The organism is Rhodococcus sp. 21391 (genome assembly GCF_016772255.1).
Taxonomy (GTDB): domain Bacteria; phylum Actinomycetota; class Actinomycetes; order Mycobacteriales; family Mycobacteriaceae; genus Rhodococcus_F; species Rhodococcus_F opacus.
The window spans coordinates 1016933-1043185 of the sequence record NZ_CP063781.1; the positions used below are offsets into that span (position 1 = coordinate 1016933).

The 26253-nt window shown below is 68.3% G+C and carries 25 protein-coding genes; 17 read left to right on the forward strand and 8 right to left on the reverse strand.

Translation table 11 applies throughout. The features are described from left to right. Window positions 1-28: 28 nt before the first annotated feature. Window positions 29-457, reverse strand: coding sequence for a PaaI family thioesterase (locus tag GO592_RS04825; protein ID WP_007298056.1), 429 nt, complete (start codon window positions 455-457; stop codon window positions 29-31). 4 nt (window positions 458-461) lie between these two features. After that, window positions 462-1025: a TetR/AcrR family transcriptional regulator gene (locus GO592_RS04830; RefSeq protein ID WP_005258206.1), complete on the reverse strand. Its 564-nt coding sequence runs from the start codon at window positions 1023-1025 to the stop codon at window positions 462-464. Window positions 1026-1115: 90 nt separating this feature from the next. Between GO592_RS04830 and GO592_RS04835 the strand changes: the two genes are divergently transcribed. Together GO592_RS04835 and GO592_RS04840 are read left to right on the forward strand one after the other, a co-directional pair. Further along, entirely contained in the window at window positions 1116-2318 is a 1203-nt protein-coding gene (locus GO592_RS04835; protein ID WP_007298055.1) for an adenylate/guanylate cyclase domain-containing protein, read from the forward strand. Window positions 2319-2400: 82 nt separating this feature from the next. After that, on the forward strand, window positions 2401-2706 hold the full coding sequence (locus tag GO592_RS04840; RefSeq protein ID WP_005258203.1) for a hypothetical protein: 306 nt from the start codon (window positions 2401-2403) through the stop codon (window positions 2704-2706). A gap of 2 nt (window positions 2707-2708) precedes the next feature. Here the strand turns inward: GO592_RS04840 and GO592_RS04845 are convergent, their stop codons facing one another. After that, window positions 2709-3269: a TetR/AcrR family transcriptional regulator gene (locus GO592_RS04845; protein ID WP_007298054.1), complete on the reverse strand. Its 561-nt coding sequence runs from the start codon at window positions 3267-3269 to the stop codon at window positions 2709-2711. A gap of 76 nt (window positions 3270-3345) precedes the next feature. Between GO592_RS04845 and GO592_RS04850 the strand changes: the two genes are divergently transcribed. Beyond that, window positions 3346-4818 carry an FAD-dependent oxidoreductase gene (locus tag GO592_RS04850; RefSeq protein ID WP_007298053.1) on the forward strand — a complete coding sequence of 491 codons (1473 nt, stop codon included), beginning with the start codon at window positions 3346-3348 and terminating at the stop codon, window positions 4816-4818. Here GO592_RS04850 and pepN read toward each other — a convergent pair. The 4 genes from pepN to GO592_RS04870 are packed head-to-tail and all read right to left on the reverse strand — an operon-like array spanning window position 4808 to window position 10056. Further along, window positions 4808-7318 (reverse strand): aminopeptidase N, encoded by a 2511-nt coding sequence (gene pepN / locus GO592_RS04855; protein WP_007298052.1) that lies wholly within the window; start codon window positions 7316-7318, stop codon window positions 4808-4810. The genes GO592_RS04850 and pepN overlap by 11 nt on opposite strands. Before the next feature lie 37 nt (window positions 7319-7355). Then, window positions 7356-8210: an EamA family transporter gene (locus GO592_RS04860; protein WP_007298051.1), complete on the reverse strand. Its 855-nt coding sequence runs from the start codon at window positions 8208-8210 to the stop codon at window positions 7356-7358. A 19-nt stretch (window positions 8211-8229) separates the two neighbouring features. Then, on the reverse strand, window positions 8230-9030 hold the full coding sequence (locus GO592_RS04865; protein ID WP_007298050.1) for a crotonase/enoyl-CoA hydratase family protein: 801 nt from the start codon (window positions 9028-9030) through the stop codon (window positions 8230-8232). 57 nt (window positions 9031-9087) lie between these two features. Then, window positions 9088-10056: an SDR family oxidoreductase gene (locus GO592_RS04870; protein ID WP_272943278.1), complete on the reverse strand. Its 969-nt coding sequence runs from the start codon at window positions 10054-10056 to the stop codon at window positions 9088-9090. Between GO592_RS04870 and GO592_RS04875 the strand changes: the two genes are divergently transcribed. The 14 genes from GO592_RS04875 (at window position 10034) to tuf (ending at window position 25899) form a co-directional block, all read left to right on the forward strand. Further along, complete coding sequence (locus GO592_RS04875) at window positions 10034-10825, forward strand: TIGR03084 family metal-binding protein (RefSeq protein ID WP_007298048.1); 792 nt, start codon at window positions 10034-10036, stop codon at window positions 10823-10825. The genes GO592_RS04870 and GO592_RS04875 overlap by 23 nt on opposite strands. Further along, a complete protein-coding gene (locus tag GO592_RS04880; RefSeq protein ID WP_007298047.1) occupies window positions 10822-12528 on the forward strand; it encodes an acyclic terpene utilization AtuA family protein in 1707 nt (568 codons plus the stop codon). Before GO592_RS04875 ends, GO592_RS04880 begins: the two co-directional genes overlap by 4 nt. Next, the gene (locus GO592_RS04885) at window positions 12525-13673 is read left to right on the forward strand and encodes an acyl-CoA dehydrogenase family protein (RefSeq protein WP_007298046.1); all 1149 of its coding nucleotides are present in this window, start codon (window positions 12525-12527) and stop codon (window positions 13671-13673) included. Before GO592_RS04880 ends, GO592_RS04885 begins: the two co-directional genes overlap by 4 nt. Then, window positions 13670-15268: an acyl-CoA carboxylase subunit beta gene (locus GO592_RS04890; protein WP_007298045.1), complete on the forward strand. Its 1599-nt coding sequence runs from the start codon at window positions 13670-13672 to the stop codon at window positions 15266-15268. Before GO592_RS04885 ends, GO592_RS04890 begins: the two co-directional genes overlap by 4 nt. A gap of 8 nt (window positions 15269-15276) precedes the next feature. Continuing rightward, the gene (locus tag GO592_RS04895) at window positions 15277-17286 is read left to right on the forward strand and encodes an acetyl/propionyl/methylcrotonyl-CoA carboxylase subunit alpha (protein ID WP_007298044.1); all 2010 of its coding nucleotides are present in this window, start codon (window positions 15277-15279) and stop codon (window positions 17284-17286) included. Continuing rightward, the gene (locus GO592_RS04900; RefSeq protein ID WP_005572738.1) at window positions 17283-18473 is read left to right on the forward strand and encodes an acyl-CoA dehydrogenase family protein; all 1191 of its coding nucleotides are present in this window, start codon (window positions 17283-17285) and stop codon (window positions 18471-18473) included. The genes GO592_RS04895 and GO592_RS04900 overlap by 4 nt, the downstream gene beginning before the upstream one ends. After that, window positions 18473-19273: an enoyl-CoA hydratase family protein gene (locus GO592_RS04905; RefSeq protein ID WP_007298043.1), complete on the forward strand. Its 801-nt coding sequence runs from the start codon at window positions 18473-18475 to the stop codon at window positions 19271-19273. Before GO592_RS04900 ends, GO592_RS04905 begins: the two co-directional genes overlap by 1 nt. A 59-nt stretch (window positions 19274-19332) precedes the next feature. Beyond that, window positions 19333-20034, forward strand: a complete 702-nt coding sequence (locus GO592_RS04910) for a TetR/AcrR family transcriptional regulator (RefSeq protein WP_007298042.1) — start codon at window positions 19333-19335, stop codon at window positions 20032-20034. Window positions 20035-20072: 38 nt separating this feature from the next. Then, window positions 20073-20597: a DUF3558 domain-containing protein gene (locus tag GO592_RS04915; protein ID WP_007298041.1), complete on the forward strand. Its 525-nt coding sequence runs from the start codon at window positions 20073-20075 to the stop codon at window positions 20595-20597. 11 nt (window positions 20598-20608) lie between these two features. Next, entirely contained in the window at window positions 20609-21148 is a 540-nt protein-coding gene (locus tag GO592_RS04920) for a DUF3558 domain-containing protein (protein ID WP_007298040.1), read from the forward strand. 362 nt (window positions 21149-21510) lie between these two features. Beyond that, window positions 21511-21885, forward strand: a complete 375-nt coding sequence (gene rpsL / locus GO592_RS04925) for a 30S ribosomal protein S12 (RefSeq protein WP_005252198.1) — start codon at window positions 21511-21513, stop codon at window positions 21883-21885. After that, window positions 21885-22355 (forward strand): 30S ribosomal protein S7, encoded by a 471-nt coding sequence (gene rpsG, locus GO592_RS04930; protein WP_005252199.1) that lies wholly within the window; start codon window positions 21885-21887, stop codon window positions 22353-22355. The genes rpsL and rpsG overlap by 1 nt, the downstream gene beginning before the upstream one ends. Before the next feature lie 161 nt (window positions 22356-22516). After that, window positions 22517-24619 (forward strand): elongation factor G, encoded by a 2103-nt coding sequence (gene fusA / locus GO592_RS04935; protein WP_005258137.1) that lies wholly within the window; start codon window positions 22517-22519, stop codon window positions 24617-24619. 89 nt (window positions 24620-24708) lie between these two features. Continuing rightward, complete coding sequence (gene tuf, locus GO592_RS04940) at window positions 24709-25899, forward strand: elongation factor Tu (RefSeq protein WP_005252203.1); 1191 nt, start codon at window positions 24709-24711, stop codon at window positions 25897-25899. A gap of 71 nt (window positions 25900-25970) precedes the next feature. Here the strand turns inward: tuf and GO592_RS04945 are convergent, their stop codons facing one another. Then, window positions 25971-26243, reverse strand: coding sequence for a YciI family protein (locus GO592_RS04945; protein ID WP_007298039.1), 273 nt, complete (start codon window positions 26241-26243; stop codon window positions 25971-25973). Between the last annotated feature and the right edge of the window lie 10 nt (window positions 26244-26253).

Here is a 26253-nt window from a genome sequence, read left to right on the forward strand (position 1 = left end):
CCCATCGTTCCATCCCGTGCGGCCGCGACTACCGCGGCTGCTTGACCGTCGCCGTGCCCTGGGCGGCGGCGCACAGTACCTCCGAGCCGTCGTCCTGCACCGCGTAGATGTCGCACCGGCACAACGCCTGGCGCCGGGTCGAGGCGTCGGCTCGGGCGTCCGCCCGCAGCAGCACGCCCTGTGCGGGACGGAGGTAGGTGATCGTGAAGCCCGCGGTCATGATGTTCGCGCCGAGCACGGTGCCTGCGGCGAACGTCAGAGCGTTGTCGGCGGCATACGACAGGACGCCGCCGTGCACGAAGCCGTCCTGCTGCCGGAGTTCCTCCCGGACGGGGATCTCGAGGGTGGCGCCGCCCTCCCCGAACTGCGTCATGCGGGCGCCGACCAGCATGCTGAACGGCTGGGCCGCCAGCACGGCCTGCGCGGTGTCGGCGGTGAGTGCGACGTCCACTGTCATGCCTCTACTCCTGGTTCCGTAGCGAGTTCCACGCGGCGCGCGCCAGCTCGGGCGCCACCGCGGTGGGGTCGGTGGTCATGGCGCCCGCGAGCCACTGGCGGGAGTACTCCTGAGCCGGGCCCAGCCACAACGCGTAGAGCACGTCGAAGTCGAACCGGCGGACCGTTCCGTAGTGTTCGTGGACCCGCCACCAATGGGTGACGTCGCGGAAGAACGCCGCATTGGTGGAATCGGCCCGCTCGTCGACGCCCGGGGGCCGGGGCGCGGCGAGGATGGTGGCCCGCTGCGGGTTGCCGGACACCCACTGCAGGTGGCGGACCACGGCGCCCTCCACCCCGGACCGGGCGTCGGCGCATTCCGAGAGCGCGGCCCGGAATCCGTCCTGATAGTCGGCGAGCGCGCGTAACCAGACCTGGAGGTAGAGCACTTCCTTGTTCGGGAAGTGGTGGTAGACGGCTCCCACGCTGACACCGGCCTCGTGCCGGATGTCGGCGAGCCGGGTCGCGAGGACGCCGCGGCGGGCGAAATGTCCCTCCGCCGCGTCCAGCAACAGACTTTGAATCGGCACATACCGAATATAGTTCGGTCATGGCGACGGGGGAAGGCGAGTTCGCAGGTTTACGGCGATGGGCGACGTCGTTCCTGGGACGATGAGGACGTGCGCATCCCGCGACAGCCCCGACGGATCACGCCCCGAACGGGTCGCCTGGTGTCCCCGCCGCCTCGCCCGCTCCGACGCCCGGGTCCGGCACCCACGCAACTCCACGAGTTCGAGGCCGCCGGCCTCCTCGACGGACTCAGCGGATCGGATCGCTCTGCGCGCATGGGGGTGCTGAACACCCTGATCGAGGACGGGGTGTCGATCGACGAACTCCGCGTCGCGTCGCGGGACAATCGCCTCGCGCACCTGCTGCTCGAGCACGCGCTGGCGCCGAAGGGCCGGTACGGCATCGACGAAATCTCCCGGAAGACCGGCGTCACCGTGGAGGACACCCGGCGGTGGTTCCGGGCGATCGGCCGGGGTGCGTCGGAGGACGGGACGTTCTACGACGACGGCGACCTCGACCTCGCGCGCGGACTCAAGCAGTACCGGGACCTGGGGCTCGACGAGAGCGGAATCTTCGCGGCCGCGCGGGTCCTCGGCCGCAACCTCTGGACGGTCGCGGACGCCGCGGACGCGCTCCTGCAGGAGCGACTCGAGGCGACGCGCGATCACCCCGAGGTGGCCCTGCGGTACGCGGTGGAGGTGCGTCGCATCGCGGATTTCGAGGCGCAGATCCTGGCTCACCTCATCGCCACCACTCTGCGCCACCAGTTGCGGTCCGATGCGGTGGGCATCGCCAGGGACTCGAACATGCAGGTTCGCGGTGCGCAGGAGATCGGAGTCTGTTTCGCCGACCTCGTCGGATTCACGCTGCTCGGTGAGCAGGTAGCGCCCGCCGATCTGGGGCGGGTGGCCGAGCGGCTCGACGGGCTGGCCACCGATCTCGCGCTCGCGCCGGTGCGTCTGGTGAAGACGATCGGGGACGCCGTCATGTTGGTCTCGCCCGATCCCAACGCGCTGGCGTACTCCGCGCTCGACCTCGTGCAGGCCGCGCGCACCGAGGGGCTTCCGCCGTTGCGGGCCGGGATCGCCTGGGGCATGGCGGTGCCCAGTGCGGGCGACTGGTTCGGCAGGCCCGTCAACATGGCCAGTCGCGTCGTCGCGGTCGCACCGTCCCACGAGGTGGTCGTAACCGGTGAGTTCTACGACGAACTCGACACCGACGAGTTCTGGGGCGAACCGGCGGGCAGTCACCGGCTCAAGGGAATCGATGCGCCCCAGGAGCTCTTCGGGATCGGCCGCCGGTACGTCGCCTGAGCGGCGCGGCTTCGAAAACGTGTCGTACCCTCGCGATACCGTGATGGCACAGCTCACAGAAGTAGATCGAGTGAGGCACATCATGACTGGCGATTCGGGCGCAGACTGGCATTTCTACGCGGTGGTCGAAACCGCGGTGGACGGCGGTCACACGCTCGCCGCGTTCGGGCCGCGACCGACGGCGCTCGACGCCCTCCGGCTGGCCGTGCATTCGGTCAACCACACCGCGTATTCGGTTCTGGAACAGGGGATCGCGGGCGATCCGCGTGCCGAGGCGAGTGTCGTCGAGCGGTTGCCGATCACGTCGTTCACCATCAGGCGGCACCGCCGCAGCACGAGTGAGCTCGATGCCCGCTGGATGCTGAACGGCGGCAGGCATCACCGGTAGGGCTACCGCGGTTCTGTCGTGAGGTAGTACTCGAGCACGGGCCCGACCCAGCGCATCAGCTGTTCGTGTGTCATGTCCGCCACGGGCGGGACCCGGAGTATGTAGCGGGAGAAGGCGAGTCCGAGGACCTGCGACCCGACGAGGGCCGCACGTTCGTCCGCGCGATCCGCCGCGACCACGGCGAGCGCGGGCGCCACCTGGCGGGCGAAGACCTGCAACATCGCCTCGGCGGCCCGCGGGCTGGTCGCCGCCGCGCGGAGGAGGGGGAGGAACGCACCGTCGTTCTCCCACACCGCGAAGAAGCGCGGCATCAGCACGCTCGCGAGGTCCTCGACGGGAACGTTGTGGAGGTCGGGCAGGTGCAGATCGAATTCGGCGGCCTCGGCGAACAGCGATTCCTTGGTGCTGAAGTACCGGACCACCAGTGCGGGGTCGACGCCCACATCCGACGCGACGGCGCGCATCGTCGTGCGTTCGTAGCCGTCGGTGCCGAACCGGGCGCGGGCGGCGTCGAGTATCGCGGCGCGGGTGGCGACGGCGGAGCGGGCGCGACGTTCGGGCATTCCACAAGTGTAAGTCAACAGCTGTTGACCTGGCGTGGGGATGCGCCTACCGTGGAAGTCAACAGGTGTTGACTTGATGGACCATCTTTCGATCGGAGGCAGCGTCATGAAGCACATCGACGTGGTGGTGATCGGCGCGGGACCCACGGGATGCATGCTCGCGGGCGAGTTGGCGACGGCGGGCCGATCGGTGACGGTGCTGGACAAGCGCGCCGCGCCGTCCACCCTCAGTCGCGCATTCGGCGTCCACGCCCGCACCCTCGAACTGCTCGACGCCCGCGGCCTCGCCGACCGCCTCGTGGCCACCGGCGCCGCCTCACCCGGTCTGAAGTTGTGGCGCGGTGCGGCGCTGAATCTCGGGCGTCTGCGGTCCCGGTTCCCGTTCGTCCTCGTCACCCCGCAACGGAACGTCGACGCCCTCCTGGAGGAGCACGCTCGGGACCGCGGCGCCGACATCATCCGTGGGTTCACCGTGACCGGGGTGGAGCAGGACGGAAACGGCATCCGCGTTCACGGCCGCGACGTTTCAGGACGCGAGAGTACGTTCCACGCGACATATGCGGTCGGTGCGGACGGCGCGCACAGCGCGGTCCGGACGATGATCGGGGCACCGTTCCCCGGCAAGGCCGTGCTGCGGTCGATCATGCTCGCCGACGTCGAACTCGAGAACCCACCGGACAATCTCGTGACCGTCAATGCCGTCCGAGACGGATTCGCGTTCATCGCGCCGTACGGCGACAACCTGTTTCGGGTGATCGCCTGGAACCGGCGCCATCAGGTGGACGACACCGCGCCCGTGGACCGGGAGGAACTGCGCAGCACCATCGAAGTCGCGATGGGCACGGACTACGGTCTCGGCGACGTGCGCTGGCAGTCGCGATTCCACAGCGACGAACGGCAGGTCCCGCAGTATCGGACGGGCCGGGTGTTTCTCGCCGGCGATGCAGCCCACGTGCATTCGCCCGCAGGTGGGCAGGGCATGAACACCGGCATCCAGGACGCCGTCAATCTCGGCTGGAAACTCGCGGCCGTCCTGGACGGCGCGGACGACGCGGTGCTCGACACCTACCACGCCGAGCGGCACCCGGTCGGCCGGCTGGTTCTGCGGTCGAGCGGTGCCACGATGCGCATGATGATCATCCGGCCGTGGATCCTGCGGAAGCTCCGGAACGGGGCAGTGGCGGCGCTTCTCTCCTTCCCGCCGATCGGCGACGCGGTCGCCCGGATGTTCTCGGGAATCGGAATCGGGTACGGCCACGACGCCGGCGAGAGCACCCTGGTCGGCCGACGCGCCGAAGACCTGCCCACCGACGCCGGGCGGCTGTACGAGGTGATGCGCTCGGGCGGTTTCGTCCTGGTCACCGAGCCCGGGGCTCCTGTCCCCGGCGATGTCCACGCGGTGCCCCGGACCGACGGCGGACCCGCACTGCTCGTACGCCCCGACGGCTACATCGCCTGGGCGGGCGACAGTAGGTCCGGCCTGTGGCGGGGCGTCCTGGAACGGTGGACGGCCCGCACGTCGACTGGTGCCCGGCCGGTCAGCCGGTGACGTCCGAACGGCTGTTGAACGCCTGCGCTCGCAGATCCCGGGCGAGATGATCCCGTTGCTCGAGCACCAGCCGTCGTAGCGCGGCGGGCGCGTCGGCGTTGGTGGCGAGCCATCCGTCCGCCGCGTCGAGTGTCGTCTCGGACGGGAACAGCCCGACCACGATCCGCCGCGCGATTTCGATACTGCGCTCCTCCCACACCGGGCGGATCGAGGCGAAGTAGCCGGCGGCGTACCCCTCGACGAGGTCGTGCCGGGCGCCTGCGCGGAACCCGGCGATGACCGCGCCGAGATGTTCGTTGGACAGGGTGCGGTCATGGAAGATCGATTCCCAGGCCTTCGCCTTCACGTCCGGGTCCGGTCGCGAGAACTTCGCTCGCAGGTACGCGGTGCGCCCGGAACCGGTGTCGTCGCGGCGCAGCTCACCGTCGAGGTCGGCGTCGTCGGCGTGTCCAGTGGCGGCGAGCGCGCCCCAGAACCCCCAGCGCAGATCCGGGTCGAGCGCCAGCCCGGTCGGCACCGGCCCGCCGGCCTCGAGGATCGACCGGATGTCGGCCGCGCGACTGCCGTCCATCGCAGCGGCGCCGGCAACCGCACGTGCCCAGGCGAGTTGGCTTCCCGAAGCAGGCGGGGCGTCCCACAACGCACGCCAGGTGTGCTCGAGCCAGTCGAGGCGAGCGGTGTCGCGCGAGGGCTCGGGGAGGAAGTGCTCGATCGCGTACGGGGCGTTGGCCAGCACGGAGGTGAGGAGGGTCAGGTGTGACTCCGCCGGTGAGAACCTCCGGGCCATCGACAGATAGCGCACGGCGCCCAGATCGCTGTCGCGGGTCGCATTCCACAGCGACGACCAGATCAGGCCCCGCGCCAGCGGGTCCCGCAGCCGGTCGAGCGAGGTCTCGACGGTGGTCAGCGATCGGTCGTCCAGCCGCACCTTCGCGTACGTCAGGTCGGCGTCGTTGAGCAACACGAGCGGCGCGTCGGCGAGATCGATCGGGGTGCGGGCGTCGGCGAGGTCGACCTCGACCCGCTGCACGCACACGAGGTCGCCGGTCCCGTCGAAGTCGTAGCGCCCGACGCCGAGCCGGTGCGGACGCGGAACGGTCTGCACGATCGCGGCACGCCCGTCGGCGTCCCGCTGCAGGCTCAGTGCGGACACGCCGGTGGTCTGCAACCAGGCGCGCGCCCAGCTCGTCAGGTCCCGGCCCGACGTGGCCGACAGTTCCGTCAGCAGATCCTTCAGGGTGGTGTTTCCGAAGGCGTGGGCGCGGAAGTAGCGGCGCGCCCCCTCGAAGAACGCGTCACGCCCGGCGTACGCGACGAGTTGCTTGAGGACGCTGGCGCCCTTCGCGTACGTGATGCCGTCGAAGTTCAGTTTCGCGGCCTCGAGGTCGACGATGTCCGCGACGATCGGATGCGTCGTCGGCAACTGGTCCTGCAGGTACGCCCACGCCTTGCGGCGGTTGGCGAATGCCACCCACGCGTCGGTCCACCGGGTGGCCTCCGCGTTGGCCAGTGCGCCCATGTAGTCGGCGAACGATTCCTTGAGCCACAGGTCGTCCCACCACACCATCGTGACGAGGTCGCCGAACCACATGTGGGCCATCTCGTGCAGGATCGTGTTCGCCCGGCCCTCGTACTGGGAGTCGGTGGCGGCGCCGCGGAACACGTACGCCTCGGTGAACGTCACGCAGCCGGGGTTCTCCATGGCGCCGAGGTTGTACTCGGGGACGAACACCTGGTCGTACTTGCCGAACGGGTAGGGGTAGTCGAAACCGTCCGTGAAGAATCCCAGCCCCTGCCGGGTGATCTCGAAGATCGTGTCGGCGTCGAGGTATTGCGCGAGCGAGGCCCGGCAGAGGACGCCCAGCGGGATCGTGAGGTCGCCGCCGCACCACTCCGAGTCGACCCGGTGGTAGGGCCCGGCCACGACCGCCGTGATGTAGGTGGAGATCGGCAGTGTCGGCGCGAACGTGACCACCTGGCCGCCGGTGGTGTCTTCCCGTTCGGCGATCTGCTGGTTGGAGACCACCTCCCACTGCCGCGGCGCGGTGACGACGAACGTGAACGGCGCCTTCAGGTCCGGCTGTTCGAAGCACGCGAACACCCGCCGCGCGTCCGCCGGTTCGTACTGCGTGTAGAGGTACGTCTGCCCGTCCGCCGGGTCGAGGAACCGGTGCAGACCCTCGCCGGAACGGCTGTAATCGCCCCGGGCGGCGACGATCACGACGTTGGATTCACGCAGCCCGGTCAACGCGATGCGGGCGCCGTCGTAGTCGACGGGGACGTCGTCGCCGTTGACCGTCACCGACTCCACATCGGCGCCGAGGAAGTCGAGCCAGGTCGTGGACGTGCGGGCGGTGAACTCGACGGTCGTGGTGGTCGCGAACGTCGCGACCTCCGGGTCGACGGCGCCGAGTACGTCCAGTTCCACCCGATAGCCGAGAACGTCGATCACACGGGAACGTTCGGCGGTTTCGGCTCGGGTCAGGTTAGCGGTGCTCACGCGTCGATCCTGCCAGCCCGGCCCACCGGCCGTGCCGCTACCGGTTGCTCAGGACGGAGCCGACTCCGGCCGCGACGACGAGCGCGATCGCGGCCAGCGACTGCAGTCCGAGGACCTGCCCGAGCACGATCACCCCGGCGAGGGTCGCGGCCGCCGGTTCCAGCGCGATGAGCACGGCGAACACCTTCTTGCTCATCACCTGCAGCGCCCGTAGCTCGAGCGAGTACGGAATCACCGAGGACAGCAGGGCCACCGCCGCACCGACGGCAAGGATTCGGGGGTCGAACAGTGCGGTGCCGCCGGACACCGCGCCGAGCGGAAGCGTCAGGGCCGCCGCGACGATGCTCGCCCCGGCGAGGCCGTCCGCGCTGGGAACCGTGGCCGCGAGGTTCGAGCCGGCGACGATGTAACCGGCCCATGCCGCGCCTGCGGTGAGCGCGAAACACACCCCCACGAGGTCGAGGGACGCGGCGCCCGAGTTCTCGCGCAGGCCGAGCATGACCACGCCGGTCAGCGCCGCCAGTACCCACACACCGTCCCGCAGTCTTCGCGACAGCACGGCGGCGAGGGTGAGCGGCCCCAGGAATTCGATGGTGACGGCGGTGCCGAGGGGCAGCCGCGCGAGAGCCTCGTAGAACGCCGAATTCATCACGGCGAGCGCCACTCCGAGTGCGAGGATGCCCTCGCGCTGCGTTCGTGTCCACCGTCGCCACCGCGGCCGCACGATCACCCCGAGGATGATCGCCGCGATCGTCAGTCGCAGCGACACCGCGCCACTGGCGCCCACCTCCTCGAACAGGGTGCTCGCGAAGGCGGCGCCGAACTGGACGGACAGCACCGATCCGAGGACCGAGACGACGGGAAGAAGCTGACTGCGCGGCTCCGCTGTCACCGGTGTGCGATGCCCGGGTTCACTGGCCGGTGAAGTTCGGGCTGCGGCGATCGAGCATCGCACCGACCGCCTCGTGATGGTCCGCGGTGTGATGGGCGAGCGACTGCATGGCGGCCGACAGTTCGAGGAGGCTCTCGAGGCTCTGGTGACGGCCTTCGCGGAGCAGCTTCTTGGTCATCCGCAGCACCTGCGGCGGGTTGACCGCCACCCGGTCGGCGAGCGCCTGTGCCGCGCCGAGGAGTTCCTCGGGTTCGGTGATCTGCGAGACGAGTCCCCACTCCAGGGCTTTCGCGGCGTCGATCGCGTCGCCGGTGAACGCCATCTCGCTGGCCCGCGCCATCCCGACGGCCTGCGGCAGGAACCAGGCGCCGCCGTCGCCGGGGACGAGTCCGACCTTGACGAAGCTCTCCGCGAACACGGCGGCCGTGGACGCGATCCGCATGTCGCACATCAGCGACAGGTCGCATCCGGCGCCGATCGCGGGTCCGTTGACGGCGGCGATGGTCGGCACCTCGCAGTGGTAGAGGGCGAGCGGGATGCGCTGGATGCCGTGCCGGTAACCCTGCCGCAGGTCGGCGGGGGAGCCGCCGAACATTCCGGCGCGGTCGCGCATGTGCTTGACGTTGCCGCCGGAGGAGAACGCCGAACCCGCACCCGTGACGATCGCGACGCGCACACTGGGATCACCGTTGACCTGGGCCACCGCGTTCTCGAGCGCCTCGATCACGTCCGGCTCGGAGATCGGGTTGCGCGCCTCCGGACGGTTGAGCGTCCAGGTGACGATGTCGCCTTCGCGGGTGGTGAGCACGGCGTCGGTCATGAACGACTCCCTCGGGTGTGAGCGCGGATTCGAGACCGTCCCAGTCTGTCATTGCGCTCAGATGCCGGTGCGCCGTACCAGTGCGTCGGTGGCGGACGGTGCGAACGTGCCGAGCACCCGGAACAGTTCGGCGTAACTGGGGAGCAGTTCGATCGGGCGGATACGCACGGCGGTCACGAACCATTCCGCCGCCTGCTCGGGCGTCAGGGCCGGCATCGCGTCGTAGTCCGTGGTGGGCGCGATCATCGGCGTCCGGACCAAGGGAAAGTCCAGGGTGGTCACGGAGATTCCGCGGTCGCGCACTTCGGCGCCGAGGCTTCGGCCGAACGCGCCGACGGCCGCCTTGGACGCGTGGTAGGCGGAGAACTTGGGCATGACGCCGGCGGGCACGCCCCACGTCGCGACGTTGATGATGTGGCCCTTGCGGCGCTCGATCATCGACGGGAGCAACGCGAGGGTCAGTCGCGTCGAGCCGAAGTAGTTGACGGCCATGGTGCGTTCGAAGTCGTGGAAACGGTCCAGCGAGTCCTCGACCGTCCGCCGGATCGACCGTCCGGCGTTGTTGACGAGAACGTCGACGGGGCCGATCTCCCCGAGCACCTGCGCGACGAGGGCGTCGACGGACTCCGGGTCCGTGAGGTCGCAGGGGACGGCGTGCGCGTCGCAACCGGACCGCAGGATGTCGTTGCGCACGGACTCGAGGGCGTCGGAGCCGCGGGCCACGAGGACGACCTCCGCGCCGAGGTCGGCGAGCCGGCGTGCGGCCGCTTCACCGACCCCCGAGGAACCGCCGGTGACGAGGATCCGCTTCCCGGCGATGCGGTGGCCGGTTCCCGGTACGACTCGGGCGGCCACTGCGCGCGGGGAGGGCAGTGGGTTGAGCGCGGCACGGGTGAGCAACTGTCGTATCACCTGACCAGCGTGGCAGCTCGCCGGACGATCCGCAGCCAAATAACAATCAATCGTGCTTGCTTTTTTATTGGGTCGGTGTGATGCTGGTCGCATGGCTGAACTGCAGAGGTTCATCGATGACTTGTGCGCCGAGAGCGATTCGCTGGATGCCCTGGTCGCCGACCTCCCCGACTCCCGCTGGGCCGATCCGACACCGGCCGAGGGCTGGACCATCGCCCACCAGATCGGACATCTGCTGTGGACCGACGAGGCCGCCCTCCTGGCGATCACCGACCCCGACGGCTTCACCGAGCAACTGACGGTGGCCGCCTCGAACCCCGCCGGCTTCGTCGACGCCGGCGCCGAGGAGCACGCCCGCAGGGAACCGACGGAACTGCTCGCCGCCTGGCGCTCGGCCCGGGCTCGACTCGCGGAGGCCCTCCTGGCGGTGCCGCCGGGACAGAAGATCCTCTGGTACGGCCCGCCGATGAAGGCGGCCTCGATGGCCACCGCCCGGTTGATGGAGACGTGGGCGCACGGCCAGGACGTCGCCGACGCGCTCTCGGTGCCGCGCACACCCACCGAGCGGTTGAAGAGCATCGCCCACCTCGGTGTCCGCACCCGCGACTTCGCCTACGCCGTCAACGAACTCGCCCCACCCGCGGAGGAGTTCCGCGTCGAACTGAGCGCCCCCGACGGAGTGTCCCTCTGGACGTGGGGCCCCGAGGACGCCGCGCAGAAGGTCACCGGACCCGCCGAGGACTTCTGCCTCCTCGTCACCCAGCGCGCGAACCGAGCCGATCTCGCCCTCGATGCCACCGGCGCGGATGCGGACGCGTGGCTGAACATCGCTCAGGCCTTCGCCGGCCCCGCGGGCGGCGGCCGTGAGGCGGGAACCCGATGACCGTGCGGATCGGCAACTGCTCCGGCTTCTACGGCGACCGGCTGTCGGCGATGCGCGAGATGCTCGAGGGCGGCGAACTCGACTATCTGACCGGCGACTACCTCGCCGAACTCACCATGCTGATCCTCGGCCGCGACCGCATGAAGGACCCGAACCGCGGCTACGCGAAGACGTTCCTCCGTCAGGCGGAGGACTGCCTCGGGCTGGCCCTGGACAAGGGTGTCCGCATCGTCGCCAACGCCGGCGGGCTCAACCCGGCCGGTCTCGCGGACGCGTTGCGGGAGCTGAACGACAAGCTGGGGCTGCAGGCGACGGTCGCCCACGTCGAAGGCGACGACCTGATCGGCCGGGCCGCCGAACTGGGGCTGGGCAGCCCGCTGACCGCCAACGCCTACCTCGGCGCGTGGGGCATCGTCGACTGCCTGAACGCCGGCGCCGACGTCGTCGTCACCGGGCGTGTCACCGACGCGTCCGTGATCGTGGGCCCGGCGGCCGCACACTTCGGCTGGCGGCGAGACGCTTTCGACCAGCTCGCCGGCGCCGTGGTGGCCGGGCACGTCATCGAGTGCGGCACCCAGGCGACGGGCGGCAACTACGCGTTCTTCACCGAGATCGGCGACCTCGACCGTCCCGGGTTCCCGATCGCCGAGATCGACGCGGACGGATCGTCCGTCATCACCAAACACCCCGGGACCGGTGGCGCCGTGAACGTCGGCACCGTCACCGCGCAGTTGCTGTACGAGATCACCGGTGGCCGCTACGCCGGTCCCGACGTGACCGCGCGAATCGATTCCGCCGCACTGTCGCAGGACGGCCCCGACCGCGTGCGCGTCAGTGGCGTCGTCGGCGAGGCGCCGCCGCCGCAGCTCAAGGTGTCGCTGAACACGCTCGCGGGTTTCCGCAACGAGGCCGTGTTCGTCCTCACCGGCCTCGACATCGAGGCCAAGGCGGCCCTGGTGAAGCGGCAGCTCGAGGGGTGGCTTCCCACCCGGCCGGCCGAACTCGACTGGTCACTCGCCCGCACCGATCACCCGGACGCCGACACCGAGGAGGCCGCGAGCGCGCTGCTGCGCTGCGTGGTCCGGGATTCGGACGCCAACGCAGTCGGGCGCGCATTCTCGTCCGTCGCAGTCGAAATGGCACTGGCGAGCTACCCCGGCTTCACGCTGACGGCGCCACCCGGGCAGGGTCAGCCCTACGGCGTGTTCACCCCGGGATACGTGTACGCCAAGGAGGTGCCGCACGTCGCGGTGCTGCCGGACGGAACGCGCGTCGACATCGAACCCGCCACCGAAGTCCGGGAACTCGAGAACGTCGCCGAACCCGCGCTCCCGGAGCCGCGGGGCGCCGAACCGACGGCGCGGGTGGCGCTCGGGACCATCGCCGGAGCGCGCAGCGGCGACAAGGGCGGCAACGCGAACGTCGGTGTGTGGGTGCGCACCGACGAGCAGTGGCGGTGGCTGGCCCACGCGCTGACCGTCGACGAACTGAAGCGCCTGCTCCCGGAGGCCGCCGACCTCACCGTCACGAGATATGTGCTGCCGAAACTTCGCGCCGTCAACTTCGTGATCGAGGGAATCCTCGGGCAGGGCGTCGCGTCCCAGGCCCGGTTCGACCCGCAGGCCAAGGGTCTCGGCGAATGGCTGAGATCCCGGCACGTCGACATACCGGAAGCACTCCTTCCCGAAGGGACAACGTTGTGAGCGTGTGGGATTCACCCGAGCGGCAGGAACTGCGCAAGACGGTGCGCAGCTTCGTCGAACGACAGATACTGCCGCACCTGGACGAGTGGGAACGCGACGGCGAACTGCCCCGCGCGCTGCACCGGGAGGCCGCCGAGCTGGGTCTGCTCGGCGCCGGTTTCCCCGAATCCGTCGGGGGCGAGGGCGGAGACCTCGTCGACGCGGTGCTGATCTGCGAGGAATTCCACCAGGCAGGTGCATCGGGTGGCGCGTTCGCTTCCCTGTTCACGTCGGGAATCGCGCTGCCGCACCTCGCGGCGGCCGGTGACCCGGAGCAGATCGAGAAGTGGGTCCGCCCCACCCTGCGCGGAGAGCTCATCGGCTCGCTCGCCATCACCGAACCCGGCGGCGGTTCCGACGTCGGGCATCTGCGGACCACGGCGGTCCGCGACGGCGACCACTTCGTCGTCAACGGATCCAAGACGTTCATCACTTCCGCTGTCCGGGCCGACTTCGTGGTCACCGCAGTCCGCACCGGCGGTCCCGGCGCGTCCGGGGTCTCCCTGCTCGTGATCGAGAAGGGCACACCGGGATTCGAGGTGGCCCGCAAACTCGACAAGATGGGCTGGCGTGCGTCGGACACGGCCGAGTTGTCGTTAGTCGACGCCCGGGTGCCCGCCGCCAACCTTGTCGGCGAGGAGAACAGCGGGTTCGCGCAGATCGCCCAGGCGTTTCTCACCGAGCGCATCGCCCTCGCCGCGCAGGCCTATTCGAGCGCGCAACGGTGCCTCGACCTCACGCTGCAGTGGGTGCGCGACCGCGAGACGTTCGGCCGTCCGCTGATCAGCAGGCAGTCGGTGCAGAACACGGTCACGGAGATGGCGCGCAAGACCGACGTGGCCCGCGTCTACACCAGAGCGCTGGTGGAGCGTTCGCTCGTGTCGAACGAGGACTTCATCGCGGAGGTCTGCTTCGCGAAGAACACCGCCGTCGAGTCGGGCGAATGGGTGGCCAACCAGGCCGTCCAGCTGTTCGGCGGCCTCGGCTACATGCGGGAGAGCGAAGTGGAACGGCAGTACCGCGACATGCGCATCCTCGGGATCGGTGGCGGTACCACCGAGATCCTGACGGGGCTCGCGGCCAAGCGATTGGGGTATCAGTCATGACCACGTTGAAGTCCACGCTGGACACGAGTTCCGAAGAGTATGCCGCGGCGGCGAAGGCCATGACGGACAAGCTCGCCGAGATCGACACCGAGCACGCCAAGGCGCTCGCGGGCGGCGGCGAGAAGTACACCGAGCGGCACAAGAAGCGCGGCAAGCTGCTCGCCCGGGAGCGAATCGAACTGCTCCTCGACCCCGACTCGCCGTTCCTCGAACTGTGCCCGCTCGCGGCGTGGGGCAGCGACTTCCCGGTCGGCGCCAGCACCGTCGTCGGCATCGGTGTGGTGGAAGGCGTCGAGTGCCTGATCGTCGCCAACGACCCGACTGTCCGCGGCGGCACCAGCAATCCGTGGACGTTGCGGAAGGGATTCCGCGCCAACGACATCGCCCGGCAGAACCGGCTCCCCGTCATCTCCCTCGTGGAATCCGGCGGCGCGGACCTTCCCACTCAGAAGGAAGTGTTCATACCCGGTGGCCGCATGTTCCGCGACCTCACCCAGCTCTCCGCCGCGGGTATCCCGACCATCGCCCTCGTCTTCGGCAATTCGACGGCGGGCGGCGCGTACATCCCCGGCATGTCCGATCACGTCGTCATGATCAAGGAACGATCCAAGGTGTTCCTCGCCGGACCGCCCCTCGTGAAGATGGCGACCGGTGAGGAATCCGACGACGAAACCCTCGGCGGCGCCGAGATGCATGCCCGCAAGTCCGGCCTCGCCGACTACTTCGCGGTCGACGAGCAGGACGCCATCCGGATCGGCCGCAGCATCGTCAAGCGCCTGAACTGGAAGAAGCAGGGTCCCGCGCCCCGGGCCGAGGTCATCGAACCGCTCGCGGACCCCGAGGAACTGCTCGGCATCGTCCCCGCCGACCTCAAGATCCCGTTCGATCCCCGCGAGGTGATCGCCCGCATCGTCGACGGCTCCGATTTCGACGAGTTCAAGCCGATGTACGGATCGTCACTCGTCACGGGCTGGGCCGAGCTGCACGGATACCCGGTGGGCATCCTCGCCAACGCGCGCGGCGTGCTCTTCAGCGAGGAATCGCAGAAGGCGACCCAGTTCATCCAGCTGGCCAACCGCTCGCACACCCCACTGTTGTTCCTGCACAACACGACCGGATACATGGTGGGCAGGGAGTACGAGGAGGGCGGGATGATCAAGCACGGTTCGATGATGATCAACGCCGTATCCAACTCCACCGTCCCGCACATCTCGATCCTGCTCGGCGCGTCCTACGGCGCCGGTCACTACGGCATGTGCGGACGCGCGTTCGACCCGCGCTTCCTGTTCGCCTGGCCCAGTTCCAAATCCGCGGTCATGGGCGGGGCGCAGCTGGCCGGTGTCATCTCCATCGTCAGCCGCGCCTCCGCCGAGGCCCGCGGGCAGGCGTTCGACGAAGAGGCCGACGCAGGCATGCGCGCCATGATCGAGAACCAGATCGAGGCGGAATCCGTGCCGATGTTCCTGTCCGGTCGCCTCTACGACGACGGCGTGATCGACCCGCGCGACACCCGAACCGTGGTGGGAATGTGCCTGTCGGCCATTGCCAACGCCCCGATCGAAGGCGCCGAGAACTTCGGCGTCTTCCGGATGTGAGGCCCGAAATGATCCAGTCCGTACTGGTTGCCAATCGTGGTGAGATCGCCCGCCGCATCTTCGCCACCTGCCGCCGCGCAGGCATCGGGACCGTCGCCGTGTTCTCGGACGCCGACGCCCTCAGCCCGCACGTCGCCGAGGCCGACACCGCGGTCCGGTTGCCGGGCAACAGTCCTGCCGACACGTACCTGCGCGGTGACCTCGTCATCGAGGCGGCACTGCTCGCCGGCGCCGATGCCATCCACCCCGGCTACGGGTTCCTCTCCGAGAATGCGGACTTCGCGCGCGCCGTCCACGACGCGGGTCTGACGTGGATCGGGCCGCCCGCGCCCGCCATCGAGATGATGGGTTCGAAGGTGGAGTCCAAGAAGATGATGGCCGCCGCCGGAGTCCCGGTGCTGGCCGAACTCGACCCGGGTGCCGTCACCGAAGCGGACCTGCCGGTACTCGTCAAGGCGTCCGCAGGCGGCGGCGGACGCGGCATGCGCGTCGTGCGTGAGCTCGCGGACCTTCCGGAACAGCTGGAAGGCGCCCGCCGCGAAGCGCAGTCGGCGTTCGGCGACCCGACCGTGTTCTGCGAGCGCTACCTGGAAACGGGCAGGCACATCGAGGTCCAGGTGATGGCCGACCGGCAGGGAACCGTTTGGGCGGTGGGGGAGCGTGAATGCTCCATCCAGCGGCGGCACCAGAAGGTGGTGGAAGAGGCGCCGTCACCGTTGGTCGAAGCCGTCCCCGGGATGCGCGAGCGACTGTTCGAGGCCGCCCGGCTCGCGGCGAAGGCCATCGACTACGAGGGTGCGGGAACGGTCGAGTTCCTGGCTTCCGGTCGAGCGGAGCGAGGGGGAGACGACCCGGACCAGGGTGACTTCTATTTCCTCGAAATGAACACCCGGCTGCAGGTGGAACACCCGGTCACCGAATGCACCACTGGCCTCGACCTCGTGGAACTGCAGCTGCAGGTGGCGTCCGGGCAGGCGCTCGGCGCCGAATCGCCCGCCGTGTCCGGCCATTCCATCGAGGTCCGGCTGTACGCCGAGGATCCGGCGCAGAACTGGCAGCCGCAGAGCGGACCGGTCCACCGCCTGGACCTGCCCGGGAACGCGGTCGAATTCGACGTTCTCCGCACCCCGGGCATCCGCCTCGACTCCGGTGTGGTCGACGGATCCACCGTCGGCGTGCACTACGACCCGATGCTCGCGAAAGTCATCTCGTTCGCGCCCACCCGCACGCAGGCGGCCACGCGGCTGGCAGCGGCCCTGAGCCGCGCGCAGATCCACGGACTGCGCACCAACCGCGACCTCCTCGTCAACGTGCTCCGCCACCCGGCATTCCTCGCCGGGGACACGGACACCGCCTTCTTCGACACACACGGGCTGGACGTGCTGGCGCGCCCGCTGGCCTCGGCCGACACCGAGCGACTGTCGGCGCTGGCCGCCGCACTCGCGGACGCCGCGCACAACCGCGACGTCGCGACCGTGAACACCTCGCTGCCCAGCGGATGGCGGAACCTGGCGTCCGCGCCGCAGAGCAAGACGTTCACGGGAACCGACGGTGACATCGTGATCCGGTACCTGCTCACCAGGTACGGGCTGAAGGCCGAGGGCTTCGACGACGTCGCGCTCGTGTCGGCCACGGCGCGGCACGTCGCACTGGACGTCGCGGGGCTGCGCCGCTCGTTCGAGGTGTCCCGGTACGGGGACGACGTGTTCGTCGACTCCGCCCTGGGCCCGGTGAGCCTGCACGCCGCACCTCGATTCACCGATCCGAGCGCCGTCGTCGCCGAGGGGTCGCTACTCGCGCCGATGCCGGGTTCCGTCATCCGCCTCGGCGCCGCGGCCGGCGACTCCGTGACCGCCGGTCAGCCGATCGTGTGGCTCGAGGCGATGAAGATGGAACACACGATCAAGGCGCCGGCTTCCGGTGTCCTCACCGAACTTTCCGTGACCGCCGGTCAGCAGGTCGACGTGGGAACGGTCCTGGCAGTAGTCGAAGCAGCGCAGCCTGAAGGAGTGTCATGAGCTTCATCGAGACCGAAGAACAGAAGGAACTCCGCGCCTCCGTGTCGAGGCTCGGGGAGCGATTCAACTACGTCGACTACGTGCTGCCCCGTGCGCGGCGCAGCGAACCGCTGACCGAATTGTGGAACGAGGCGGGCAAACTCGGCTTCCTCGGCGTCAATCTCCCCGAGGAATACGGGGGCGGCGGCGCAGGCATCTACGAACTCGCCCTCGTCCAGGAAGAACTCGCGGCCCACGGCGCCGGCCTCCTGCTGGTGGTCGTGTCGCCGGCCATCTGCGGCACGATCATCGGCAAGTACGGCACCGAGGAGCAGAAACAGACCTGGCTCCCCGGCCTCGCCGACGGTTCGAAGATCATGGCGTTCGGCATCACCGAGGCCGACGCGGGTTCGAACTCGCACCAGATCACGACCACCGCGCGTCGGGTCCGGTCGAGCGAAGCGAGGGGTGATGGTCAAGCCGAGGACTGGCTGCTGTCGGGGAACAAGATCTACATCTCCGGGGTCGACCAGGCCGACGCCGTGCTGATCGTCGCGCGGACCGAGGACTCGAAGACCGGCAAGCTGAAACCTGCCCTGTTCATCGTCCCCACCGACGCCGCGAACTTCGTGAAGACGCCGATGGAGATGGACATCGTCGAGCCCGACCACCAGTTCATGCTGTTCCTCGACGACGTCCGGCTACCCGCCGACGCCCTCGTCGGCGAGGCCGATGCGGCGTTGATGCAGCTGTTCGCGGGTCTCAACCCCGAACGCATCCTCGGCGCCGCCATGGCGATCGGCATGGGCCGCTACGCGCTGGGCGCCGCGGTGCGGTTCGCGAAGGAACGCACGGTGTGGAAGGAGCCGATCGGCGCGCACCAGGGCATCGCGCATCCGCTGGCGCAGATCAAGATCGAACTCGAACTCGCCAAGCTGATGATGCAGAAGGCGGCCGTCCTCTACGACAGCGGCGACGACTTCGGCGCCGCCGAGGCCGCCAACATGGCCAAGTACGCCGCCGCCGAGGCCAGCATCAAGGCACTCGACCAGGCCGTCCAGACACACGGCGGCGCAGGCCTGACCAAGGAATACGGTCTCGCGGCGATGCTCGGCGCGGCACGCATCGCACGAGTGGCCCCGGTGAGCCGGGAAATGATCCTCAACTTCGTCTCCCAGCACTCGCTCGGGTTGCCGAAGTCGTACTGATGTCGAACGGACAGCACATGACCGACGTGGAAGCCGACCGGTACGTCCGGTACGAGGTGAACCGGGGGTTCGCCACCCTCACCCTCGATTCGCCCCACAACAGGAACGCGATCTCCGGCAGGCTCGTGGACGAACTGCTGCAGGGATTGCGGGACGCCGCCGCGGACAACGACGTCCGAGGCGTCGTCCTCACCCACACCGGCGGCACGTTCTGCGCCGGGGCGGATCTGAGTGAGACGTCCGGCGACGTCGGCTCGCGCACCCGGCAGATGGCCGACCTGCTACGGGCCATCGTCGAGTTGCCCAAGCCGGTGATCGCCCGGATCGACGGTCACGTCAGGGCCGGGGGCATGGGCTTGGTCGGGGCCTGCGACATCGCCGTCGCCGGCCCGCGCAGCACGTTCGCGCTCACCGAGGTCCGGCTCGGACTCGCCGCGTCGATCATCTCGTTGACCGTGCTGCCCCGGATCGATTCGCGCGCCGCGAGCCGCTACCTCCTCACGGGCGAGAAGTTCGATGCCCATGAGGCGGAGGCCATCGGGCTGATCAGCGAGTCCGCCGAGGATCCCGAGGACACCGTCGAGGAAGTGCTCGACCAGTTGCGGCAGGCGTCGCCGCAGGGCCTGGCCGAGTCGAAGACCCTGACGACGCGCAGTGTGCTCGCCGATTTCGACCGCTACACCGACGAGCTGACCGCCCAGTCGGCGAGGCTGTTCGAATCCGAGGAGGCGCGGGAAGGCATGATGGCGTTCCTGCAGAAGCGGCCGCCGAGATGGGCCTCCGGCCACGTGCGTGGTTGACGAGTCTCAGGACTCGTCGAGCACTCACGGGCGCGCAGCGCGACGAGAGGAAGTGACACATGACCCGCGAACCGAAGCAGGACCGTAGCCGGGTCACGCGCGGGCACCTCCTCGAGGTCACCATCGACTGCCTCGCCGAGCTGGGCTGGGGTGCCACCACGGTGAGCCTCGTCGCCCAGCGCGCCGGGGTGTCCCGCGGCGCGACCCAGCACCACTTCCCCACCCGCGAGGATCTCATCACCGCAGCGCTCGAGGTCATGTTCGATGCCCGGATGGAGCAGGCCCGGCGCGAGGCCACCGACCTGCCGACCGGGGAGGGGCGCACCGAGGCCGTGGTGTCGCGGCTCGTCGACTACTACACGGGCACCCTGTTCAAGGCGGCGCTGCAGGTCTGGACGGCCGCGGCCGCCGACCCCGAACTCCGGGCCCGGATCGTGCCGCTCGAGGAACGGTTCGGGCGGGTCGCGCACCGCACCGCCGTCGAACACTTCGGATTCGACGACGCCGATCCGGTGGCGCACCGGCTCGTCCAGGCCACCCTGGATCTCGCCCGCGGACTAGGCCTGGCCGACGTGCTCACGGACGACTCCAAACGACGAGCGGAGATCGTGCGGCAGTGGGCGGCGCAGCTGGATGCGGCGTTACCGTCCGGACAGCCGCTGAGCGGTCAGTCGGCACAGCCGCCGAGCGGTCAGTCGGCACAGCCGCCGAGCGGTCAGTCGGTACAGCCGCGGAGGCTGGACGCGGCCGTTCTCGACTGACCGGGCAAAGAGCGCGGGGATCGGTAGAGTCACCGACCATGGGCCGGAAATGGGGAGCGCTCGTCCTGATCACCGTCGCCGCCGGTCTGGCCGGCTGCGGGGGAGACGGAGACGATTCCGGTACCGAGCCTGCCGCGCAGCAACTCCCGCAGGTGACCGATCCGGGCCCGTTCTTCGGTCAGTGCGGTTCGGTCACCGACGACGAGGTCGCGACGGCGTTCGGGATGCCCCCCTTCACCGGCGTGACGCGAAATTCCGTCGGCTGCGAGTGGGAAACCGCAGGAATAGGCGGTCCCAGCGTGACGTTCTCCTGGTACCGCGGCAGTCCCATCGGCCGCGAGCGGGCAGGTTCCGAGCTGATCGGCAGGCCGGCCACCGACATCGACATCCAGGGGCACCCCGGATTCATCGCATCGTCCGAAGGAATTCTGTGTGAACTCGGCGTGGAGTTCGGGGGCGACTTCGTCCACTGGTCGGTGATGTACGCGGACGCGCAACCCGCGGCGGACCCGTGCACGGTGGCGCGCGATCTCGCCGAACTCAGCGTGTCGAGGGCCAAATGAGCGGGGGAGTGATGAACGGCGGGACGTGGCGTGCGGTTCGGGTGCTGGCCGCGGCCACCGCGGTCGGGCTGATCGCGGGGTGCGGGTCGACGATCGAGGGCTCACCCAGGGCTGAAGGGGCGTCATCGTCCGGTGACACCGAACAGTTCACGGCCTTGCTGGAGGAGTGCAACGCCGTCGCCGACGAACAGATCGCCCAGACCGTCGGCGCCGACGCCATCGAACGGGGCTTCTTCGGCGCGATCTGCCGCTGGGACGCGGTCGGCGCCAACGGTCCCGTGAAGGTGACGTTCAACTGGTTCGAGACGGGTTCTCTCGACACGGAGAAGTCGACCGGCGAGAAGCTCGGCTACACGGTGGAGTCCTTCACCATCCAGGGGCGCAAGGCCGTCGTGATGCGTCCCCCCGGCGATCCGGGGGCGTGCGGAGTGACGGTCGGATCACCCTCCGCGGGCGTCGTCGGCTGGTGGGTACAGTTCCAGACGGGGGCGGCAGACCCGTGTGAAGCGGCATCGACGCTTGCGGATCTGACGCTCAATCTGAGTAGTTGATGTGCCCGTGTCCGTACCGACAGCTCCGAGCAGTACCCCACATCGCAGGTCAGCCCTTACCACTGCCAGCCCACTTTGACCTTCCGGCGCGCCGCCGGGTATCGTTGTGGGTCGTGTCCGGCATGCCCGGGCCGATCTGTGTGCCTAGCGAGGTATTGCCGTGCGCGCGTTCGTGCAGATTTCTGCATGGAACGAGCATCCGGCTGCCTGTGTGGGGGTATGCGACACACCCGACCTCGGGTGCAGCTCGAGGTGCGGGTGAGGGGCAGCAGCTCTCTTGCCCCAACTGCTAGATCCCTAATTTCAGAACAGCCAAGGTTGCTTGTCCAGAGCAGTCTGTTCAACACGAAGAAAGCCGGTAAATGCCAACCATCAACCAGCTGGTCCGCAAGGGCCGCCGCGACAAGACCGCGAAGGTCAAGACGGCAGCCCTCAAGGGCAGCCCGCAGCGTCGTGGCGTGTGCACCCGCGTGTACACCACCACCCCGAAGAAGCCGAACTCGGCGCTCCGTAAGGTCGCGCGTGTGCGCTTGACCAGCTCCGTCGAGGTCACCGCTTACATCCCGGGCGAGGGTCACAACCTGCAGGAGCACTCGATGGTGCTCGTCCGCGGTGGTCGTGTGAAGGACCTCCCCGGTGTGCGCTACAAGATCATCCGTGGCTCGCTCGACACCCAGGGTGTCAAGGGCCGCAAGCAGGCCCGCAGCCGCTACGGCGCCAAGAAGGAGAAGAGCTAATGCCACGTAAGGGCCCCGCTCCGAAGCGTCCGCTCATCAACGACCCGGTCTACGGTTCGCCCCTGGTGACGCAGCTCGTCAACAAGATTCTCCTGGACGGCAAGAAGTCCACCGCCGAGCGCATCGTCTACGAAGCACTCGAGCAGGCGCGCGAGAAGACCGGCACCGATCCGGTCGTCACCCTCAAGCGCGCACTGGACAACGTCAAGCCTGCCCTCGAGGTCCGCAGCCGCCGTGTCGGTGGCGCCACCTACCAGGTGCCGGTCGAGGTCCGTCCGGGCCGCTCCACCACCCTCGCGCTCCGCTGGCTCGTGACCTTCTCCCGGCAGCGCCGCGAGAAGACCATGGTCGAGCGTCTCGCCAACGAGCTCCTCGATGCCAGCAACGGCTTGGGTGCCGCTGTGAAGCGCCGTGAGGACACTCACAAGATGGCCGAAGCCAACAAGGCATTCGCCCACTACCGCTGGTGACGTCACGTCGGAGCAGTCACCTACCGTGACTGCTCCGGCGTCGTCGCACGTCGGGCCCCTACCGGGGACCGGCTGATCTACAACTCGAGACAATGGCCCCGCTGGTGGAACACCGGGGAGGCCGACACCCGATACACGAGCTACGAGCGGGGAAGAATCCTGTGGCACAGGAAGTGCTGACCGACCTGAACAAGGTCCGCAACATCGGCATCATGGCGCACATCGATGCCGGCAAGACCACGACCACCGAGCGCATCCTGTTCTACACCGGTGTCAACTACAAGATCGGTGAGACGCACGACGGTGCCTCGACCACGGACTGGATGGAACAGGAGAAGGAACGCGGCATCACGATCACCTCTGCCGCGGTGACCTGCTTCTGGAACAACAACCAGATCAACATCATCGACACGCCGGGCCACGTCGACTTCACCGTCGAGGTGGAGCGTTCGCTCCGCGTGCTCGACGGCGCCGTCGCAGTGTTCGACGGCAAAGAGGGCGTCGAGCCCCAGTCGGAGCAGGTGTGGCGTCAGGCCGCCAAGTACGACGTTCCGCGCATCTGTTTCGTCAACAAGATGGACAAGATGGGCGCGGACTTCTACTTCACGGTCCAGACCATCATCGACCGCCTCGGCGCGAAGCCGCTCGTCCTGCAGCTGCCGATCGGCGCCGAGGACGACTTCGACGGCGTCGTCGACCTGGTCGAGATGAAGGCTGTCACCTGGCGTGGCACGGTCGCCATCGGCGCCGAGCCCACCATCGAGGAGATCCCGGCCGATCTCGCCGACAAGGCTGCCGAGTACCGCGAGAAGCTGCTCGAGACGGTCGCCGAGTCCGACGAGAAGCTCATGGAGAAGTACTTCGCCGGCGAGGAGCTCTCCGTCGAGGAGATCAAGGGCGCCATCCGCAAGATGACGGTCAACTCCGAGCTGTACCCGGTGCTGTGTGGTTCCGCGTTCAAGAACAAGGGCGTTCAGCCCATGCTCGACGCGGTCATCGACTACCTGCCGAACCCGCTGGACATCGGCGAGGTTCAGGGTCACGCCCTGGGCAACGAAGAAGAGATCCTCACGCGTAAGCCGAGCAAGGAAGAGCCGTTCTCGGCTCTGGCCTTCAAGATCGCTTCGCACCCGTTCTTCGGCAAGCTGACGTTCGTCCGCGTGTACTCCGGCCGGATCGATCCGGGCGCCCAGGTCATGAACGCGACCAAGGGCAAGAAGGAGCGCATCGGAAAGCTCTTCCAGATGCACGCCAACAAGGAGAACCCGGTCGACGAGGCCGTGGCCGGCCACATCTACGCGATGATCGGTCTGAAGGACACGACGACCGGTGACACCCTGTGTGCACAGGACGCGCCGATCGTGCTCGAGTCCATGAGTTTCCCGGACCCGGTCATCCAGGTCTCGATCGAGCCCAAGACCAAGTCCGACCAGGAGAAGCTGGGCACCGCGATCCAGAAGCTCGCCGAAGAGGACCCGACGTTCTCCGTCGAGCTCGACGAGGAGACCGGCCAGACCGTCATCGGCGGCATGGGCGAGCTCCACCTCGACATCCTCGTCGACCGTATGCGTCGCGAGTTCAAGGTCGAGGCCAACGTCGGCAAGCCGCAGGTTGCCTACCGCGAGACCATCACCAAGAAGGTCGAGAAGCACGACTACACCCACAAGAAGCAGACGGGTGGATCGGGCCAGTTCGCCAAGGTGATCATCGCGCTGGAGCCGTTCGTCGGCGAAGACGGTGCCACCTACGAGTTCGAGAACAAGGTCTCCGGCGGCCGCATCCCTCGCGAGTACATCCCTTCCGTGGATGCAGGCGCGCAGGACGCGATGCAGTACGGCGTTCTTGCCGGCTACCCGCTGGTGAACCTGAAGCTGTCGCTGCTCGACGGTGCATACCACGACGTCGACTCGTCGGAAATGGCCTTCAAGGTTGCCGGTTCGCAGGCGCTGAAGGAAGCCGCCCGCAAGGCCGGCCCGGTCATTCTCGAGCCGCTCATGGCTGTCGAGGTCACCACACCCGAGGAGTACATGGGTGATGTGATCGGCGACCTGAACTCCCGCCGTGGCCAGATCCAGGCCATGGAGGAACGCAGTGGTGCCCGTGTCGTGAAGGCGCTGGTTCCGCTCTCGGAGATGTTTGGTTACATCGGTGATCTGCGGTCGAAGACCCAGGGCCGGGCGAACTTCTCCATGGTGTTCGATTCCTACGCAGAGGTTCCCGCGAACGTCTCGAAGGAAATCATCGCCAAGGCGACCGGCGAGTAACCTCGGTTCCAGCCGGCCGAAGCACGACCCAGTAATAACAACCGCACTGCTGCATACCGCAAGCATCAATCAGTCCAGGAGGACACACAGTGGCGAAGGCGAAGTTCGAGCGGACGAAGCCGCACGTGAACATCGGCACCATCGGTCACGTCGACCACGGCAAGACCACGCTGACCGCGGCCATCACCAAGGTTCTGCACGACGCGTACCCGGATCTCAACGAGGCTTCGGCCTTCGACGAGATCGACAAGGCTCCTGAGGAGAAGGCTCGCGGTATCACGATCAACATCTCGCATGTTGAGTACCAGACCGAGAAGCGCCACTACGCGCACGTCGATGCTCCCGGTCACGCCGACTACATCAAGAACATGATCACCGGTGCGGCGCAGATGGACGGCGCCATCCTCGTGGTCGCGGCCACCGACGGCCCGATGCCCCAGACGCGTGAGCACGTGCTGCTCGCCCGCCAGGTCGGCGTGCCGTACATCCTCGTCGCCCTGAACAAGGCCGACATGGTGGACGACGACGAGATCATCGAGCTCGTCGAGATGGAGGTCCGTGAGCTCCTCGCTGCGCAGGAGTTCGACGAGGACGCTCCGGTTGTCAAGGTCTCCGCACTCAAGGCGCTCGAGGGCGACCCGGAGTGGACCAAGAACATCCTCGAGCTCATGGCTGCGGTCGACGAGTCCATCCCGGACCCGGTCCGCGAGACCGAGAAGCCCTTCCTCATGCCCGTCGAGGACGTCTTCACGATCACCGGTCGTGGCACCGTCGTCACCGGTCGTATCGAGCGTGGCGTGATCAACGTCAACGAGGACGTCGAGATCGTCGGCATCAAGGAAACCAAGACCAAGACCACGGTCACGGGTATCGAGATGTTCCGCAAGCTCCTCGACTCGGGCCAGGCCGGTGACAACGTCGGTCTGCTGGTTCGTGGTATCAAGCGCGAAGATGTCGAGCGTGGACAGGTTGTCGTCAAGCCCGGCACCACCACCCCGCACACCGAGTTCGAGGGCCAGGCGTACATCCTGTCCAAGGACGAGGGCGGCCGCCACACGCCGTTCTTCAACAACTACCGTCCGCAGTTCTACTTCCGTACCACGGACGTGACGGGTGTTGTGACGCTGCCCGAGGGTACCGAGATGGTCATGCCCGGTGACAACACCGAGATGTCCGTCAAGCTGATCCAGCCCGTCGCCATGGACGAGGGCCTGCGCTTCGCGATCCGCGAAGGCGGCCGTACCGTCGGCGCCGGCAAGGTCACGAAGATCAACAAGTGATCTAGCTCCACCAACGCCAATGGCGCCCACCCCGGAGGGTGGGCGCCATTGGCGTTTTCGGGGTACGGACTTCAGCGGTAGTTCAACGCATCCCATTCTCGGATGTCGCCGGGTTGCGCGATGCCTTCGAGGACGAACGGGTCGCGGGCGATGAACTGTTCTGCTCGCTCGCGGCTGCTGAAGATCGCCATCGATCCGTTGCTCGCCGGGTCGTCGAACGGTCCGATACCGAGGAGCCCACCTTCCGCGGCGAACGCGTCGAGGTACTCCCGGTGCCGGGGGTAGATCTCCGGGATCCGGGCGGCGGTGGTCGGATCGGTCGCATAGAACACCACGTACTCCATGGCATCGAAC